This window comes from Xylophilus sp. PBN-3R (assembly GCF_057747805.1).
Window position 1 is genome coordinate 639,923 of record NZ_CM173225.1, and the last position, 12,578, is coordinate 652,500.

Genomic DNA, 12,578 nt, shown 5'->3' on the forward strand with positions numbered 1-12,578 from the left:
TGAGCCCCATGACCCAATCCCTGCTGTCCGTCGTCTTTTTCATAGCCTTGCTGGCTTTGGTGCCCTGGGCGCTGCGCTGGGTCAAGAAACGTAATGGCGGGCTGGCGACGAATGCCACCGGCAGCGCGTCCAGGGTGGTTTCGGCGATAGGGGTCGGGCCCACCCAGCGGGTCGTGACGGTCGAGGTCGGCCCGCCGGAAGCGCGGGTCTGGCTGGTGCTGGGTGTTACCGCTCAGGCGGTCACACCGCTGCACACCAGTCCGGCACCGGGTTTCGCGCAGGCTGCCCGGCTGGTCGAATCTCCTGCGGCAACGCATGACTATCGAGGGCCGGCGAATGTCTAGATTGTTGCGAGCCGGCCTGGCTGCCGGCACCGCCTTGCTGCTGACACTGCCCGCGGTGTCGTGGGCCCAGTCTTCGCTGCCCAACGGCCAGTTGCCGCTGATCATGGGCAACGGAGCGGGAGGCACCAGCTTTTCGGTTCCCATTCAAACCCTGCTGTTCTTCACCGCACTGTCGTTCCTGCCGGCCGTGCTGCTGATGATGACCTCGTTCACCCGCATCGTCATCGTGCTGTCGCTGCTGCGCCAGGCCATGGGCACGCAGTCGGCGCCGCCCAACCAGATCGTCATTGGCCTTTCGCTGTTCCTGACTTTCTTCGTGATGGGCCCGACGCTCGATCGCGTCTATCGCGACGCCTACGCACCGTACACCGCCCAGCAGATCAGCTTCGAGCAGGCACTGGACCGTGGTGAACTGCCGTTGCGCCAGTTCATGACCAAACAGACCCGCCAGTCAGATTTCGCATTGTTTTCCCGGCTGGCGCGGCTGGAGCCCGGCGTCAAGATCGAGGACGCGCCTTTCCGGGTGCTGGTGCCTTCGTTCGTCACCAGTGAACTCAAGTCGGCGTTCCAGATCGGTTTCATGATCTTCATTCCCTTCCTGGTCATCGACCTGGTGGTGGCCAGCGTGTTGATGTCGCTGGGCATGATGATGTTGTCGCCGGTGCTGGTGGCCTTGCCGTTCAAACTGATGCTGTTCGTGCTGGCCGACGGCTGGAACTTGCTGATCGGCTCGCTCGCAGCGAGTTTCGCGCAATGAATCCGCAAATGGTCTTGACCACCGGGCAGGACGCCCTGGTGCTGCTGTTGACGGTTTCGCTGCCGCTGCTGGGCGTGATCATGGCGGTGGGCCTGCTGGTCAGCATCTTCCAGGCGATCACCCAGATCAGCGAGGCGACGCTGTCTTTCGTGCCCAAACTCATCGCCGCCGTCGTGGTGTTCGCCATCGCCGGGCCGTGGATGTTGACCACGCTGGTCGATTACCTGCGCCGGATGATCGAGGCGATTCCGACCTACGTGGCGTGATCACCTTCTCGGAAGCCCAGATCGCGGCGTGGTTGTCGCCCATCCTGTGGCCGTTTCTGCGTGTGCTGGGCCTGTTCTCGGTGGCGCCGATCTTCTCGATGCGCAATATCCCGGTGCGTGCCAAGGTGGGCCTGGCATTGCTGATCTCGATCGCCGCACAACCCAGCCTGACCGGCCAGCCCGTCATCGGAGTGGACAGCCCCGGCGCACTCGGCGCGGTGGTCCAGCAGGTCGGCGTCGGCATGGCCATCGGCTTCGCGGTGCGCCTGGTGTTCGGAGCGGTCGAACTGGCGGGTGAACTCATCGGACTTCAGATGGGTTTGAACTTTGCCTCTTTCTTCAACCCGGCTTCGGGCGGCCAGACCAGCGCGGTGTCGGGTTTTCTCGGCCAGATCTCGCTGCTGCTGTTCATCGTGGTCAACGGGCACCTGACGCTGCTGATGGCGGTGATCCGAAGTTTCCAGTCCTTTCCCGCCGACGGAAACATCCTGCAGATGATTTCGACGGTGCAGATCCACCGCCTGGGAACCGACCTGTTCGCCAGTGCCCTGTGGGTCGCGCTGCCGATGATCGCCTTGCTGGTTTTCGTCAACCTGGCCCTGGGCATCATTTCCCGCGTGGCGCCGCAGATGAACATCTACGCCATCGGGTTCCCCATTACCCTGACGGTGGGCATGGTCGGCATCGCCGCCACCCTGCCCATGCTGGACGCGCCCCTGCTGGCGCTGATGGACAAGGTCGTCGACCTGTTCATCCGTTAGCGAAAACTCACACCAGCCCGTTTCGGATCGCGTAGACGGTCAGCTCGGCATTGTTCGAAAGCCCCAGCTTTTCCATCACCCTCGTGCGGTACACGCTGACCGTCTTGGGGCTCAGCATCAGTTCTTCGGCGATATCCGAAAGACGCCGGCCGGATGCAATCTTCAGCAGCGTCTGCAACTCCCGTTCCGACAATGTCGAATGCGGCGATTCGGCCACCGGTCGCGCCACGCTTTCGGCCAGCATCTGGGCGACCTCCGCGGTCAGGTACTTGCGGCCCTGCGCCACGGTGCGCACCGCGGCGATCAGTTCCACCGGGTCGCCGGCCTTGTTGACATAACCGAACGCGCCGGCCCGCAGGCAGCGGATCGCATATTGATCTTCCGGATACATCGAAACCACCAGCACGCGGATCAGCGGATCGGTTTCCTTCAGCGTGGCCATCACTTCCAGGCCGCCGCGGCCCGGCATGCTCAGGTCGAGCAGCAGCACATCGCAAGGCAGGGTGCGCAGGGCCTCGCGCAGTTCGGCGTAACTGCCGACGTCGGCGACCACGGTGACATCGACCGCATCGGCCAGCGTGTCGCGTATGCCGCGGCGTACCAGGGCATGGTCGTCGCAGAGCATGACCCGGATCATGGCGATTCCTCTGGATTGGCCGCGTCGTCATCCTGATTCAGCGGCACCGAAAGAATGATGGAAGTACCGCCACCCGGCCGGCCGCTGACGTCCAGCCAGCCGCCCACGGTGCGTGCACGTTCGTGCAGGCCGCGCAAGCCGAAAGCCCTTGGCTTGTCCAGCATCTCGGCCGGCAGGCCTCGTCCGTTGTCGGCGATCTCCAGGGTGAGCACACCTTCGCCGTCGGTGAGCTCGATCACGACCTGGGTGCTTTCGGCGGCGTGTTTGGTGATGTTGGTCAGGGCTTCCTGGGCGGTGCGGTAGGCCGCCAGTTCGACCGTGGCCGGCAACGCGATGCGATCGGCCGGCGCCTGGATGTGCACCGGTGTCCCGGTGCGGCGTTCGAAATTGGCCGCCAGCCACTGGATGGCCGCGCCGATGCCCTGGTCGAGCACCGGCGGGCGCAGGTTCATCATGATCCGCTGGCTGGCGTCCATGGCATGGCGCAGCATGTCGACGCCGGCCTGGGCATGGCGCTGCATGTCTTCGCCGTCGGCATGGCGGACGATCCAGGCGAGGTCGAACTTGACGGCTGCCAGCGAACCGCCGATGTCGTCGTGGATCTCGCGTGCGATGGCTGCGCGTTCCTGTTCGATGCTTTGCTGCAGGTGTTCGGTCAGTTCCGCCAGGCGGCGTTCCGAAACGGCCAGTTCGTGGTCCGCCTTTTCGCGGGCCAGCCGGGCGGTGCGGACCTCGATCGAACGGGCGATGACATGGGGCAGCTTGGCGATGTCGTCCTTCAGCAGGTAATCGCTGATGCCGCGGCGTATCGCATATACGGCCGCGGCTTCTCCGATCGCTCCCGACAGCAGCACGAAAGGCGGCGCGGCCTTCCGTTCGCCGTCCAGCGCGTTCCACGCATCGACTGCGGTGAATCCCGGCAGGTTGTAGTCGGCCACCACGACGTCGAAGGTGTTTTCCTTCAATGCGCAGAGCAGGGCGTCCAGGGTTTCGACCCGCCTGAGTTCGAATGGGCGTCCGGCACGTTGCAGTGTCATGCGCAACAACGCATGGTCGGTAGGGGAATCCTCCAGATGGAGGATGCGCAACGTGGAGGTGGAGTCTTCGGCCATTCGAAACAGAGATATGCCACGAAGCCATGCCTTTTCCAAGGCGGTTTCGTTGCAAGACGAGGGACAGTGGGCGATTACAACAAACTATATAAAAATGCGTTAGGAATGCCTAAATTGTGCCGATATGTATGCGTAAGATAGAGGGCATTCCGGAACCGGTTTGCCTGATGCCCACGTGCTAGGCAATTGCGAGACTGAAGACCTATGCAGCCTTCGCAAGGATGGAGATTCGATGCAAACACCGCTTGCCAACGATAGCGGCCCCGCTGTGCAGATGCCGCTCATGGTGGTGGCCGAAGTGCAGGATTCCCTATTGGTAGTGATGCATGACCTGAAACGCCTGGAAGGCCTTCTGGGGCATGCGTGCGACAACCTGATGGATCGTTTCGGCGAAGCCAACGCACAGTTGGCCGAGCCGGCCCGGTTCCATGGCGGCAGCGTTGCCGACGCACTGGATTCCCTGCGTTCCGCGGTGACCGAACTGCAGTTCCAGGACATGGCATCGCAGCTGATCGTGCATATCAGCCGCGTGCTGCAGGGATGCGCCTTCCGTCTGGCTTCCGAATCGATGGGTCAGGAAGAAGGTGAAGAGGCCACGCCCTTCGTCGAAATCCAACCCGAACGCCCCAATCCGGTGACGCAAAGTGAGATGGATGCTGGTTCCATCGAGCTGTTCTGACTGTCATCCCCGCATCTCGCAATTCCGTTAGCTGGAGCCCCATACATGTTTTCGATCCTCGCAGTTGATGACTCTCCATCCATGCGAAAAATGGTCTCGTTCACCCTTACCGGCGCCGGCTACCACGTGGTGGAAGCAGTCGACGGCCAGGACGCATTCGAAAAGGCCCAGACCGAGAAGATCGATCTGGTGCTGGCCGACCAGAACATGCCGCGTCTCGACGGCATCGGCCTGACGCGCATGCTGCGCGAAAACCCCAAGTTCAAGACCACGCCCATCCTGATCCTGACCACCGAGTCCAGCGATCAGATGAAGCAGGCCGGACGCGCTGCAGGCGCCACCGGCTGGCTGGTGAAACCTTTCGATCCGAGCCGTCTGATCGAAGTGATCCAGAAAGTCATCCGCTGAGCGCGGACCGCAATTTCATGATGAATAACCTGGAAATCGGCCATGGCTGAAGCACAGACTTCGGGCGGCGGAGCCGACTTCGACCTCAGTCAGTTCTACGAGATCTTCTTCGAGGAGGCCGGGGAGAACCTCGACCAGATGGAGCAGATGCTGCTCAGCCTCGATCTGGCGCAAGCCGACGACGAAGAACTGAACGGAATCTTCCGTTGCGCCCACTCGATCAAGGGCGGCGCCGCCACCTTCGGCTTTTCGGATGTGGCCGAACTGACCCACCACATGGAATCGCTGCTGGACAAGCTTCGCCGGCATGAACTGCAGCCCGCTCCCGCGATGGTGGACGTGCTGCTCGAATCGGCCGACGCTTCGCGCAGCCTGCTGGCCCGCCACCAGGCCGGCGGCGAGGGCGAGTCGACGGACACTTCCGACCTGGTACGCCGCATCGCCGCCTTGGCTGCGGGCAAGCTGCCGCCGGCTGCACAGGCGGCCGTCGCACCTTCGCCTTCGCCCGCACCTGCACCTGCACCTGTTGCAGCTCCGGCTCCGGCGCCCGTGGCTCCCGCCGAATCGGAATTGTCCGACTGGGACGCCGCGCTGGCCGAGACCAGTGCGCCGGCTCCGGCGGCGGCTCCGGGCCTGCGATCCATCGAGATCCACATCGGGCCCCTGGAGCGGCCCGAGCAGGCGGACGCGATCCGTGAACTTTTCCGGGACATTCCAGGCCTGGGCTCCATCGAGCCGCTGCCTTCGCCGCAGCCCGACATGCGGGCATTTGCCGTGTCGACGGCGTCGAGCGACGATGACCTGCTCGACCTTTTCGTTTTCCATGTGTCCAAGGAACAGGTGCGGATCCTTCCGCCCGCAGAGCCGGAAGACCCGGACCTGATCGAGGCCGAAGTGGCAGCCAAACGGCCCTTCGGTTTCTTCCACGACGCGCCGGGGTCGCCGGTGGCCTCGTTCGGCCTGTTCGAAGGCGCACCGGGTGCGCCAGAGGGCGAAGGCACCAGCGCCGCGACCGACACGTCCGCAACGCCCGCGCGTGCGCCCGCCGCCGCCAAGACCAACCAGGCACAACTGGAAGGCAGCAGCATCCGGGTGTCGGTGAGCAAGGTCGACCAGTTGATCAACCTGGTGGGCGAGCTCGTCATCACCCAGGCCATGTTGGCGCAGAACAGCCAGGGCCTGGACCCGTCGCAATACCAGCAGCTGATGAGCGGCCTGGCCGATCTGGACCGCAACACGCGGGACCTGCAGGAATCGGTCATGTCGATCCGCATGATTCCGATGTCGACCGTGTTCAGCCGTTTCCCGCGGATGCTGCGCGACCTGGCCGGAAAGCTGGGCAAGAAGGTCGACCTCGTCACACAGGGCGAGGCCACCGAACTGGACAAGAGCCTGGTCGAGAAGATCACCGATCCCCTGACCCACCTGGTGCGCAACAGCTGCGACCACGGCATCGAGCCGCCGGATGTGCGGCTGGCCAACGGCAAGGCCGAGACCGGAACCATCACGCTGTCGGCTTCCCACCAGGGCGGCTCGATCGTGATCGAGGTGCGCGACGACGGCCGCGGGCTGTCGCGCGAGAAGATCCTGAAGAAGGCGGTCGAGCGTGGCATCGAGGTGTCGGACAGCATGTCCGACAGCGATGTCTGGGGCCTCATCTTCGCGCCGGGTTTCTCGACGGCCGAACAGGTGACCGACGTGTCGGGCCGCGGCGTCGGCATGGACGTGGTCAAGAAGAACATCAACTCCCTGGGCGGATCGGTGGATATCGATTCGGTCGAGGGCTACGGCATGAAGGTGTCGGTGCGCCTGCCGCTGACGCTGGCGATCATGGACGGCATGTCGGTGCGGGTGGCCGAAGAGGTCTACATCCTGCCGCTGTCTTCGGTCATCGAATCCTTCCAGGTCGAACCGGACACGGTCAGCACCATCGCCCAGGGTTCGCAGCTGGTGAAGGTGCGTTCCGACTACATGCCGGTGGTGGGGCTGGAGAAGATCTTCCAGGTGCCGCGCGACGACGGAAAACGTGAAGGCAACATCATGGTGGTGGTCGAGGCCGAAGGCAGCCGCGTGGCGCTGCTGGTCGACGAACTGCTGGGCCAGCACCAGGTGGTGGTGAAGAATCTCGAATCCAATTACCGGCGTGTGCCCAACATCTCGGGCGCGACGATCCTGGGGGACGGCAAGGTTGCCCTCATCCTGGACACCGGCGGTCTGGTGAGGCGTGCGCGCCACTGAACTCGCGGTTGCAAGAGACCGCTTAAGGAACCTTATATGGGCGTGATGGGAAAAATGGACGAAGGCTCGGCCAAGGGCGCGAGGGAATACCTCACCTTCCGGCTGGACAAGGAAGAGTACGGGATCGACATCCTGAAGGTGCAGGAGATCCGCGGCTACGAGCCGCCGACCCGCATCGCGAATGCGCCGGCCTTCATCAAGGGTGTGGTCAACCTGCGCGGCACCATCGTGCCGATCGTGGACATGCGGCTGAAGTTCAACTGTGACCAGGCGGACTACAACAGCTTCACCGTGGTCATCATCCTGAACCTGCGCAACCGCGTGGTCGGGATCGTGGTCGACTCGGTCAGCGACGTGCTCGAACTGAGCCCGGACCACATCAAGGCGGCACCGGACATCGAAAGCGTCATCGACAACGGCTGCATCCTGGGCCTGGGTTCGATCGGCGAACGCATGCTGATCCTGTTGGACATCGAAAAGCTGATGTCCAGCGTCGACATGGGACTGGTGCCGGCCGAGGCCTGACACCGTCCGCCCACGTCAGTACCCGATGGCTGTTGTGCGTGAACGAACCCCCCCGGCGCCCGGCGGCGCCGTGCCGGAACAGAACCGCGAGTTCGTGTGGACAGACCGGGACTTCGACCGCGTCCGCGAACTCATCTACCAGCGTGCGGGCATCGACCTGCAGGCCGGGAAACATGCCATGGTGTACAGCCGGCTTTCGCGCCGGCTGCGCGAAACCGGACACACGAGTTTCACCGAATACCTCACCTGGCTCGAACACACCGACGGTGCGGAATGGCAGGAGTTCGTCAACGCGCTCACCACCAACCTGACCTCGTTCTTCCGCGAGCAGCATCACTTCGAGATCTTCTCGGAGCTGCTGGCCAGACGGCCCGCAGGTCCGTGGAGCGTGTGGTGCAACGCGGCGTCCACCGGCGAGGAGCCTTATTCCATCGTGATGACGGCGTTCGCGACGCTGAGCAACCCGAACGCGTTTCGCCTGACCGCCAGCGACATCGACTCGAAGGTGCTCACCCACGCGGCCAACGGTGTCTACCGCAGCGACGCGCTCAAGGGCGTGACACAGGCCCAGTTGCAGAAGTTTTTCCTGCGGGGCAAGAACGGAAATACCGGCATGGTCCGGGTGAGGCCCGAGTTGCGCGCGGCCATCAACTTTCTGAGCGTCAACCTGATCCGTGACGACTGGCCTTTCAAGGAGCCTTTCGATGCGGTGTTCTGCCGAAACGTGATGATCTATTTCGATGCTCCTACCCAACGTAAAGTGCTCGAACGGATTCACCGCGTGATGAAGCCGGGCAGCATGTTGTTCGTCGGCCATGCCGAGAACTTCAGCGACTCGCGAGACCTGTTCACCCTGCGCGGAAAGACTGTCTATGAACGCCGCTGAAGCCCTGGCCCGCAGTGCGCCCGCCGTACGGACGCCGGGCTCTTCGCTCGAAGCGCTGAAGTCGGCCAGCCGCAAGAACGGGGAAGCCTCTTTCTTCTACTTCGACCATCACTTCCAGTACAACGCGGTGAAAGTGCTGCCGGGCGAGTATTTCGTCTCCAGCGACCAGCTGGTCATCATGACCGTGCTGGGATCGTGCATCGCAGCGTGCCTGTGGGACAGTCGTGCCGGCATCGGCGGCATGAACCACTTCATGCTGCCGGAAAGCGACGCAGCCGATGTGTCGGGCCGATACGGTTCGTACGCCATGGAACTGCTCATCAACGAGATGATGAAGGCCGGCGCCCGGCGCGAAAGCCTCCAGGCCAAGATTTTCGGCGGCGCCCAGGTCATGGCGGGTTTCACCACCATGAACGTGGGCGAGCGCAATACCAGTTTCGTCAAGGAATACCTGCGGACCGAGCGTATTCCGCTGCTGTCGGAAGACGTGCTGGACATCCATCCGCGCAAGGTCGTTTTTTTCCCGACGACGGGCAAGGCCATGGTGAAGCGCCTGGCCCATGCCCACCCCGAATCGTTGCTCAGCCAGGAGCGGCGCGGCAATGCGGCCAGCGTGGCGCAGACGAATTCCGGCGGCTCGGTCGACCTGTTCTGAACACCGTGGGCGGCCCGTCTGCAGGGGCTGACCACTCCAATTATTGACACCATGAAGAAGATCAGCGTCATCGTCGTGGACGACTCGGCCCTGGTGCGAAGCCTGCTGGCCGAGATCATCAACCGCCAGCCCGACATGGAATGCATCGGCACCGCCCACGATCCGCTCGTGGCACGCGAGATGATCCGCGAACTCAACCCGGACGTGATCACGCTGGACGTCGAGATGCCGCGCATGGACGGCATCGACTTCCTGGGTCGCCTGATGCGGCTGAGGCCGATGCCGGTGGTGATGATCTCGACCCTCACAGACCGCGGTGCCGAGGTGACCATGCGTGCTCTGGAACTCGGTGCGATCGATTTCGTGGCCAAGCCGCGCATCGGCGTGGCGAGCGGACTGAACGACCTGGCGCAGCAGATCGTCGAGAAGATTCGCGTCGCGGCCAAGGCCAGGGTTCGCCGGGCGCCCGCACCGGCTCCGGTGGTCGCCGGTAGCGCGCATGCGACGGGCGTCGTCACGCCGCCGGCACCGGCTTCGAGTGCCGCTTTGCTGGGCCGGGTGTCTACCGAAAAACTGATCTTCATCGGTGCCTCGACCGGCGGCACCGAAGCCATCCGCCACATCCTGATCGACCTGCCGGCTGACTGCCCGGGCATCGCGATCACGCAGCACATGCCGCCGGGCTTCACCGCCAGTTTTGCCGCGCGGCTCAATTCCCAGTGCCGCATCTCGGTGAAGGAAGCCGTTCACGGCGAACGGATATTGCCCGGCCACGCCTACATCGCGCCAGGCGGCAAGCAGTTCAGCGTGGGGCGCAGCGGCGCAAACTATGTCGCGGTAGTGGAAGACGCCGAGCCGGTGAACCGCCATCGCCCGTCGGTGGAGGTTCTGTTCCATTCGGCTGCGCAGGTGGTCGGCCGCAATGCCTACGCCATCATGCTGACCGGCATGGGCGGCGACGGCGCGAAGGCGATGCGCGAGATGAAGGACGCCGGAAGCTACAACTTCGTGCAGGACGAAGCCAGCTGCATCGTGTTCGGCATGCCTCGCGAGGCGATCGCCCACGGCGCCGCGCACGAAGTCCTGCCGCTGGACCAGATCGCGGCGGCGCTGATGCTGAAACTCAAGTCCGGCAGCGGCGAGGTGCGGCACCGGATCTGATGCGGCCGGCGTACCGGATCAGAGCATCTCTTCCGGCGCAAACGGCCCGGCCATGTCGACGAGCAACTTCAGGCCCACGCCGGCATCAGGCTCCGAATCGAGCACCTGACCGGCGCGGCTGTCTCCGGCAGGTGGCAACCAAACCAGCTTGCCGTCACGCAATTCGACGCGGTAGCTGGACTTGATCGCCTGTTCGATCTGCGGTGAAAGCTCGCCCGACAAGGCAACGCTGCGGATGACGATGCCGGCCTCGGTGTTCTGCAGCGCGGAGCGCATGTCGAGGTTCATCGTGCCGACGACCAGCAGGCGTTGGTCCATCACCAGGGTCTTGGCATGCAGGCTGGAGCGCGACGGCGGGCCGGATCCGACGATGCGTCGATCAGTCTCGCCGCTGGCCTTGAGTTCGTACAGTTCGACGCCTATCGCCAGAAGCTGTTTGCGGTAGCGCGCATAACCGACGTGGGCCAGCGGCGCATCGTTCGAGGCCAGGGAGTTGGTCAGCACCCGCACGCGAACGCCACGTTGGCGCAGGCCTTCGAAGGTTTTCATCATGTCCGCGCCAGGCACGAAATAAGGCGAGACGATCAACAGGTCCGACCGGGCGCGCTCGATCAGGCGCAACAGGCCGTCGACCACGGTCTCTCCGTCGTCCTCGCCTTCTTCGTTGCTGATCTTGGTGGGCTTGTCCGCGATGTAGGTGGCGGGCGCCCACACCAGTTGCAGCGTGCCTTTTTCGATTTCACTCGCGATGCTGGCCGCTCCGGGCACCGATTGCGCTTCGACCCGTGGAATGGACGAGCCTTCATGCGGTGTGCCGGCTGCCGCTTCATCGCCGCTGGCCGGCTTGCGCAGGCGCTGGCTGTCGATCCGCTCGCGGTCGTTTGCCGTCAAAAGCGTGGCTGCGGGGTAGGCAAGTTCGTTGTTCCAGTAGGCGTCGAAGGTGCCGGACAGCTGCCGCACGATATCCCCGGCCACCAGCACATCCAGGTCCAGGAAGTTGCTCTTGCTGCTCTGGCCGAAATACTCGTCGCCCAGGTTGCGGCCACCGGTGACGGCCAGCACGTTGTCGGCGATGAAGGCCTTGTTGTGCATGCGCTGCTGGATGCGCTGGAAGTCGAACAGCGCGGTGACCAGTCGGCCGGGTTGCCACCCGCGCGGCCCGTTCACCGGGTTGAAAAGCCGCACCTCGATGCCGGGGACTTCGTCCAGTCTCAGGACTTCGGCGTTGGCGCCGGCCGCATTGAAATCGTCGATCAGCATTCGGACCCGCACTCCGCGCTGTGCGGCGCTCTTGAGCCTTTGAAGAAGTTCTTCCGTCGAGCTGTCGTAGTGGATGCTGTAGTACTGGAGGTCCAGCGTCTTCTGTGCGGCGTCGATGAGCGCCAGGCGCGCACCGTACGCGCTTTCTACATCTCCGAGCAGACGAAAGCCGGCGCGATGCCGGTTTGCGGTGTCCGCCGGCGCACCGGCGGCGATTCGTTTGCCAAGAGTGGTGCCGCTGGTGTCGGTCAACGCCCTTGAGGGCGTACGGCCCGGGTTTGCTGGCAAGCCGGCACAACCGGGGAGCAGGGCAGCCAAGGCGACCAGGGCGATGCCCCGACAGAGAAAAACACCGACCCGGCGCAATTGGTGGGGCAGGGCGATGTCAGCAGGCATTGGGTGATGAGGGAGGCGAGCCAGAAGCGGCCTCGTCAATCTACGGATTCCGCCGGCGCAAGTCTGTCGGACGATGCGCCAGCGGACCGGCTCATCAGGCCGACAAGGTACTCCAGCGATCCAGCGCTTCCAGTAATAGGTTGTCGATCTCGACGGTGCGTTCGGCCAGCTTGGTGGCCCGCGCGACGTCGCGGCCATACAGGGAGCCGTCATCCAGTTCTTCGGCGATGGCTTTCTGTTCGGCTTCCAGCGCGGCCACACGATCCGGCAGTTCGGTCAGCTCGCGCTGTTCCTTGTAGCTGAGCTTGCGTTTGGACTCGGCCGGCGCCGCCGCCACGGGGGCGGGAGCGGGCGCAGCCTTGGGCGGCGTCGGCGCAGCACTGGCGCTGCCCGATGCGTTTCGCAGAGCGATCTCGCGCGCACGCTTGGACTGGATCAGCCAGTCCTGCACGCCGCCCTCGTATTCGCGCCAGAAACCTTCGCCCTCGGATAC

General features: G+C 64.0%; 15 protein-coding genes (1 of these 15 cut by a window edge). 11 read left to right on the plus strand and 4 right to left on the minus strand.

The genetic code is table 11. The annotated features are described in order from the left end of the window. Nucleotides 1-8: 8 nt before the first annotated feature. Genes AC3ANW_RS03020 through fliR form a run of 4 tightly spaced genes read left to right on the plus strand, consistent with a single transcriptional unit; the run spans nucleotide 9 to nucleotide 2,128 of the window. Nucleotides 9-344 carry a FliO/MopB family protein gene (locus AC3ANW_RS03020; RefSeq protein ID WP_488343733.1) on the plus strand — a complete coding sequence of 112 codons (336 nt, stop codon included), beginning with the start codon at nucleotides 9-11 and terminating at the stop codon, nucleotides 342-344. After that, on the plus strand, nucleotides 337-1,101 hold the full coding sequence (gene fliP / locus AC3ANW_RS03025) for a flagellar type III secretion system pore protein FliP (RefSeq protein WP_488343734.1): 765 nt from the start codon (nucleotides 337-339) through the stop codon (nucleotides 1,099-1,101). Before AC3ANW_RS03020 ends, fliP begins: the two co-directional genes overlap by 8 nt. Further along, nucleotides 1,098-1,367, plus strand: coding sequence for a flagellar biosynthesis protein FliQ (gene fliQ, locus AC3ANW_RS03030; protein ID WP_488343735.1), 270 nt, complete (start codon nucleotides 1,098-1,100; stop codon nucleotides 1,365-1,367). Before fliP ends, fliQ begins: the two co-directional genes overlap by 4 nt. Then, on the plus strand, nucleotides 1,364-2,128 hold the full coding sequence (gene fliR / locus AC3ANW_RS03035; protein WP_488343736.1) for a flagellar biosynthetic protein FliR: 765 nt from the start codon (nucleotides 1,364-1,366) through the stop codon (nucleotides 2,126-2,128). The genes fliQ and fliR overlap by 4 nt, the downstream gene beginning before the upstream one ends. Before the next feature lie 7 nt (nucleotides 2,129-2,135). Here the strand turns inward: fliR and AC3ANW_RS03040 are convergent, their stop codons facing one another. Together AC3ANW_RS03040 and AC3ANW_RS03045 are read right to left on the minus strand one after the other, a co-directional pair. Beyond that, nucleotides 2,136-2,765 (minus strand): response regulator, encoded by a 630-nt coding sequence (locus AC3ANW_RS03040; RefSeq protein WP_488343737.1) that lies wholly within the window; start codon nucleotides 2,763-2,765, stop codon nucleotides 2,136-2,138. Further along, on the minus strand, nucleotides 2,762-3,877 hold the full coding sequence (locus tag AC3ANW_RS03045) for a hybrid sensor histidine kinase/response regulator (protein ID WP_488343738.1): 1,116 nt from the start codon (nucleotides 3,875-3,877) through the stop codon (nucleotides 2,762-2,764). Before AC3ANW_RS03045 ends, AC3ANW_RS03040 begins: the two co-directional genes overlap by 4 nt. 232 nt (nucleotides 3,878-4,109) lie before the next feature. Between AC3ANW_RS03045 and AC3ANW_RS03050 the strand changes: the two genes are divergently transcribed. Genes AC3ANW_RS03050 through AC3ANW_RS03080 form a run of 7 tightly spaced genes read left to right on the plus strand, consistent with a single transcriptional unit; the run spans nucleotide 4,110 to nucleotide 10,429 of the window. After that, nucleotides 4,110-4,556, plus strand: coding sequence for a hypothetical protein (locus AC3ANW_RS03050; protein ID WP_488343739.1), 447 nt, complete (start codon nucleotides 4,110-4,112; stop codon nucleotides 4,554-4,556). 45 nt (nucleotides 4,557-4,601) lie between these two features. Next, nucleotides 4,602-4,964, plus strand: coding sequence for a response regulator (locus tag AC3ANW_RS03055; protein ID WP_488343740.1), 363 nt, complete (start codon nucleotides 4,602-4,604; stop codon nucleotides 4,962-4,964). A gap of 42 nt (nucleotides 4,965-5,006) precedes the next feature. Continuing rightward, entirely contained in the window at nucleotides 5,007-7,202 is a 2,196-nt protein-coding gene (locus AC3ANW_RS03060) for a chemotaxis protein CheW (protein WP_488343741.1), read from the plus strand. A 36-nt stretch (nucleotides 7,203-7,238) separates the two neighbouring features. Beyond that, the gene (locus AC3ANW_RS03065) at nucleotides 7,239-7,727 is read left to right on the plus strand and encodes a chemotaxis protein CheW (RefSeq protein WP_488343742.1); all 489 of its coding nucleotides are present in this window, start codon (nucleotides 7,239-7,241) and stop codon (nucleotides 7,725-7,727) included. 25 nt (nucleotides 7,728-7,752) lie between these two features. Then, nucleotides 7,753-8,613: a CheR family methyltransferase gene (locus tag AC3ANW_RS03070; RefSeq protein WP_488343743.1), complete on the plus strand. Its 861-nt coding sequence runs from the start codon at nucleotides 7,753-7,755 to the stop codon at nucleotides 8,611-8,613. Continuing rightward, nucleotides 8,600-9,268 (plus strand): chemoreceptor glutamine deamidase CheD, encoded by a 669-nt coding sequence (gene cheD, locus AC3ANW_RS03075; protein WP_488343744.1) that lies wholly within the window; start codon nucleotides 8,600-8,602, stop codon nucleotides 9,266-9,268. Before AC3ANW_RS03070 ends, cheD begins: the two co-directional genes overlap by 14 nt. 51 nt (nucleotides 9,269-9,319) lie before the next feature. Further along, the gene (locus AC3ANW_RS03080; protein WP_488343745.1) at nucleotides 9,320-10,429 is read left to right on the plus strand and encodes a protein-glutamate methylesterase/protein-glutamine glutaminase; all 1,110 of its coding nucleotides are present in this window, start codon (nucleotides 9,320-9,322) and stop codon (nucleotides 10,427-10,429) included. Nucleotides 10,430-10,447: 18 nt separating this feature from the next. Here AC3ANW_RS03080 and AC3ANW_RS03085 read toward each other — a convergent pair whose 3' ends face one another. Together AC3ANW_RS03085 and AC3ANW_RS03090 are read right to left on the minus strand one after the other, a co-directional pair. Continuing rightward, nucleotides 10,448-12,085, minus strand: coding sequence for a phospholipase D-like domain-containing protein (locus AC3ANW_RS03085; RefSeq protein WP_488343746.1), 1,638 nt, complete (start codon nucleotides 12,083-12,085; stop codon nucleotides 10,448-10,450). Between the two features lie 94 nt (nucleotides 12,086-12,179). Continuing rightward, a protein-coding gene (locus tag AC3ANW_RS03090) for an ATP-binding cassette domain-containing protein (RefSeq protein ID WP_488343747.1) crosses the window boundary here: on the minus strand, nucleotides 12,180-12,578 show its end. The gene runs 1,494 nt beyond the window's last position; 399 of the gene's 1,893 nt are visible here — the last part of the coding sequence; its start codon lies beyond the right edge, outside the window — the gene reads right to left on this strand; its stop codon occupies nucleotides 12,180-12,182.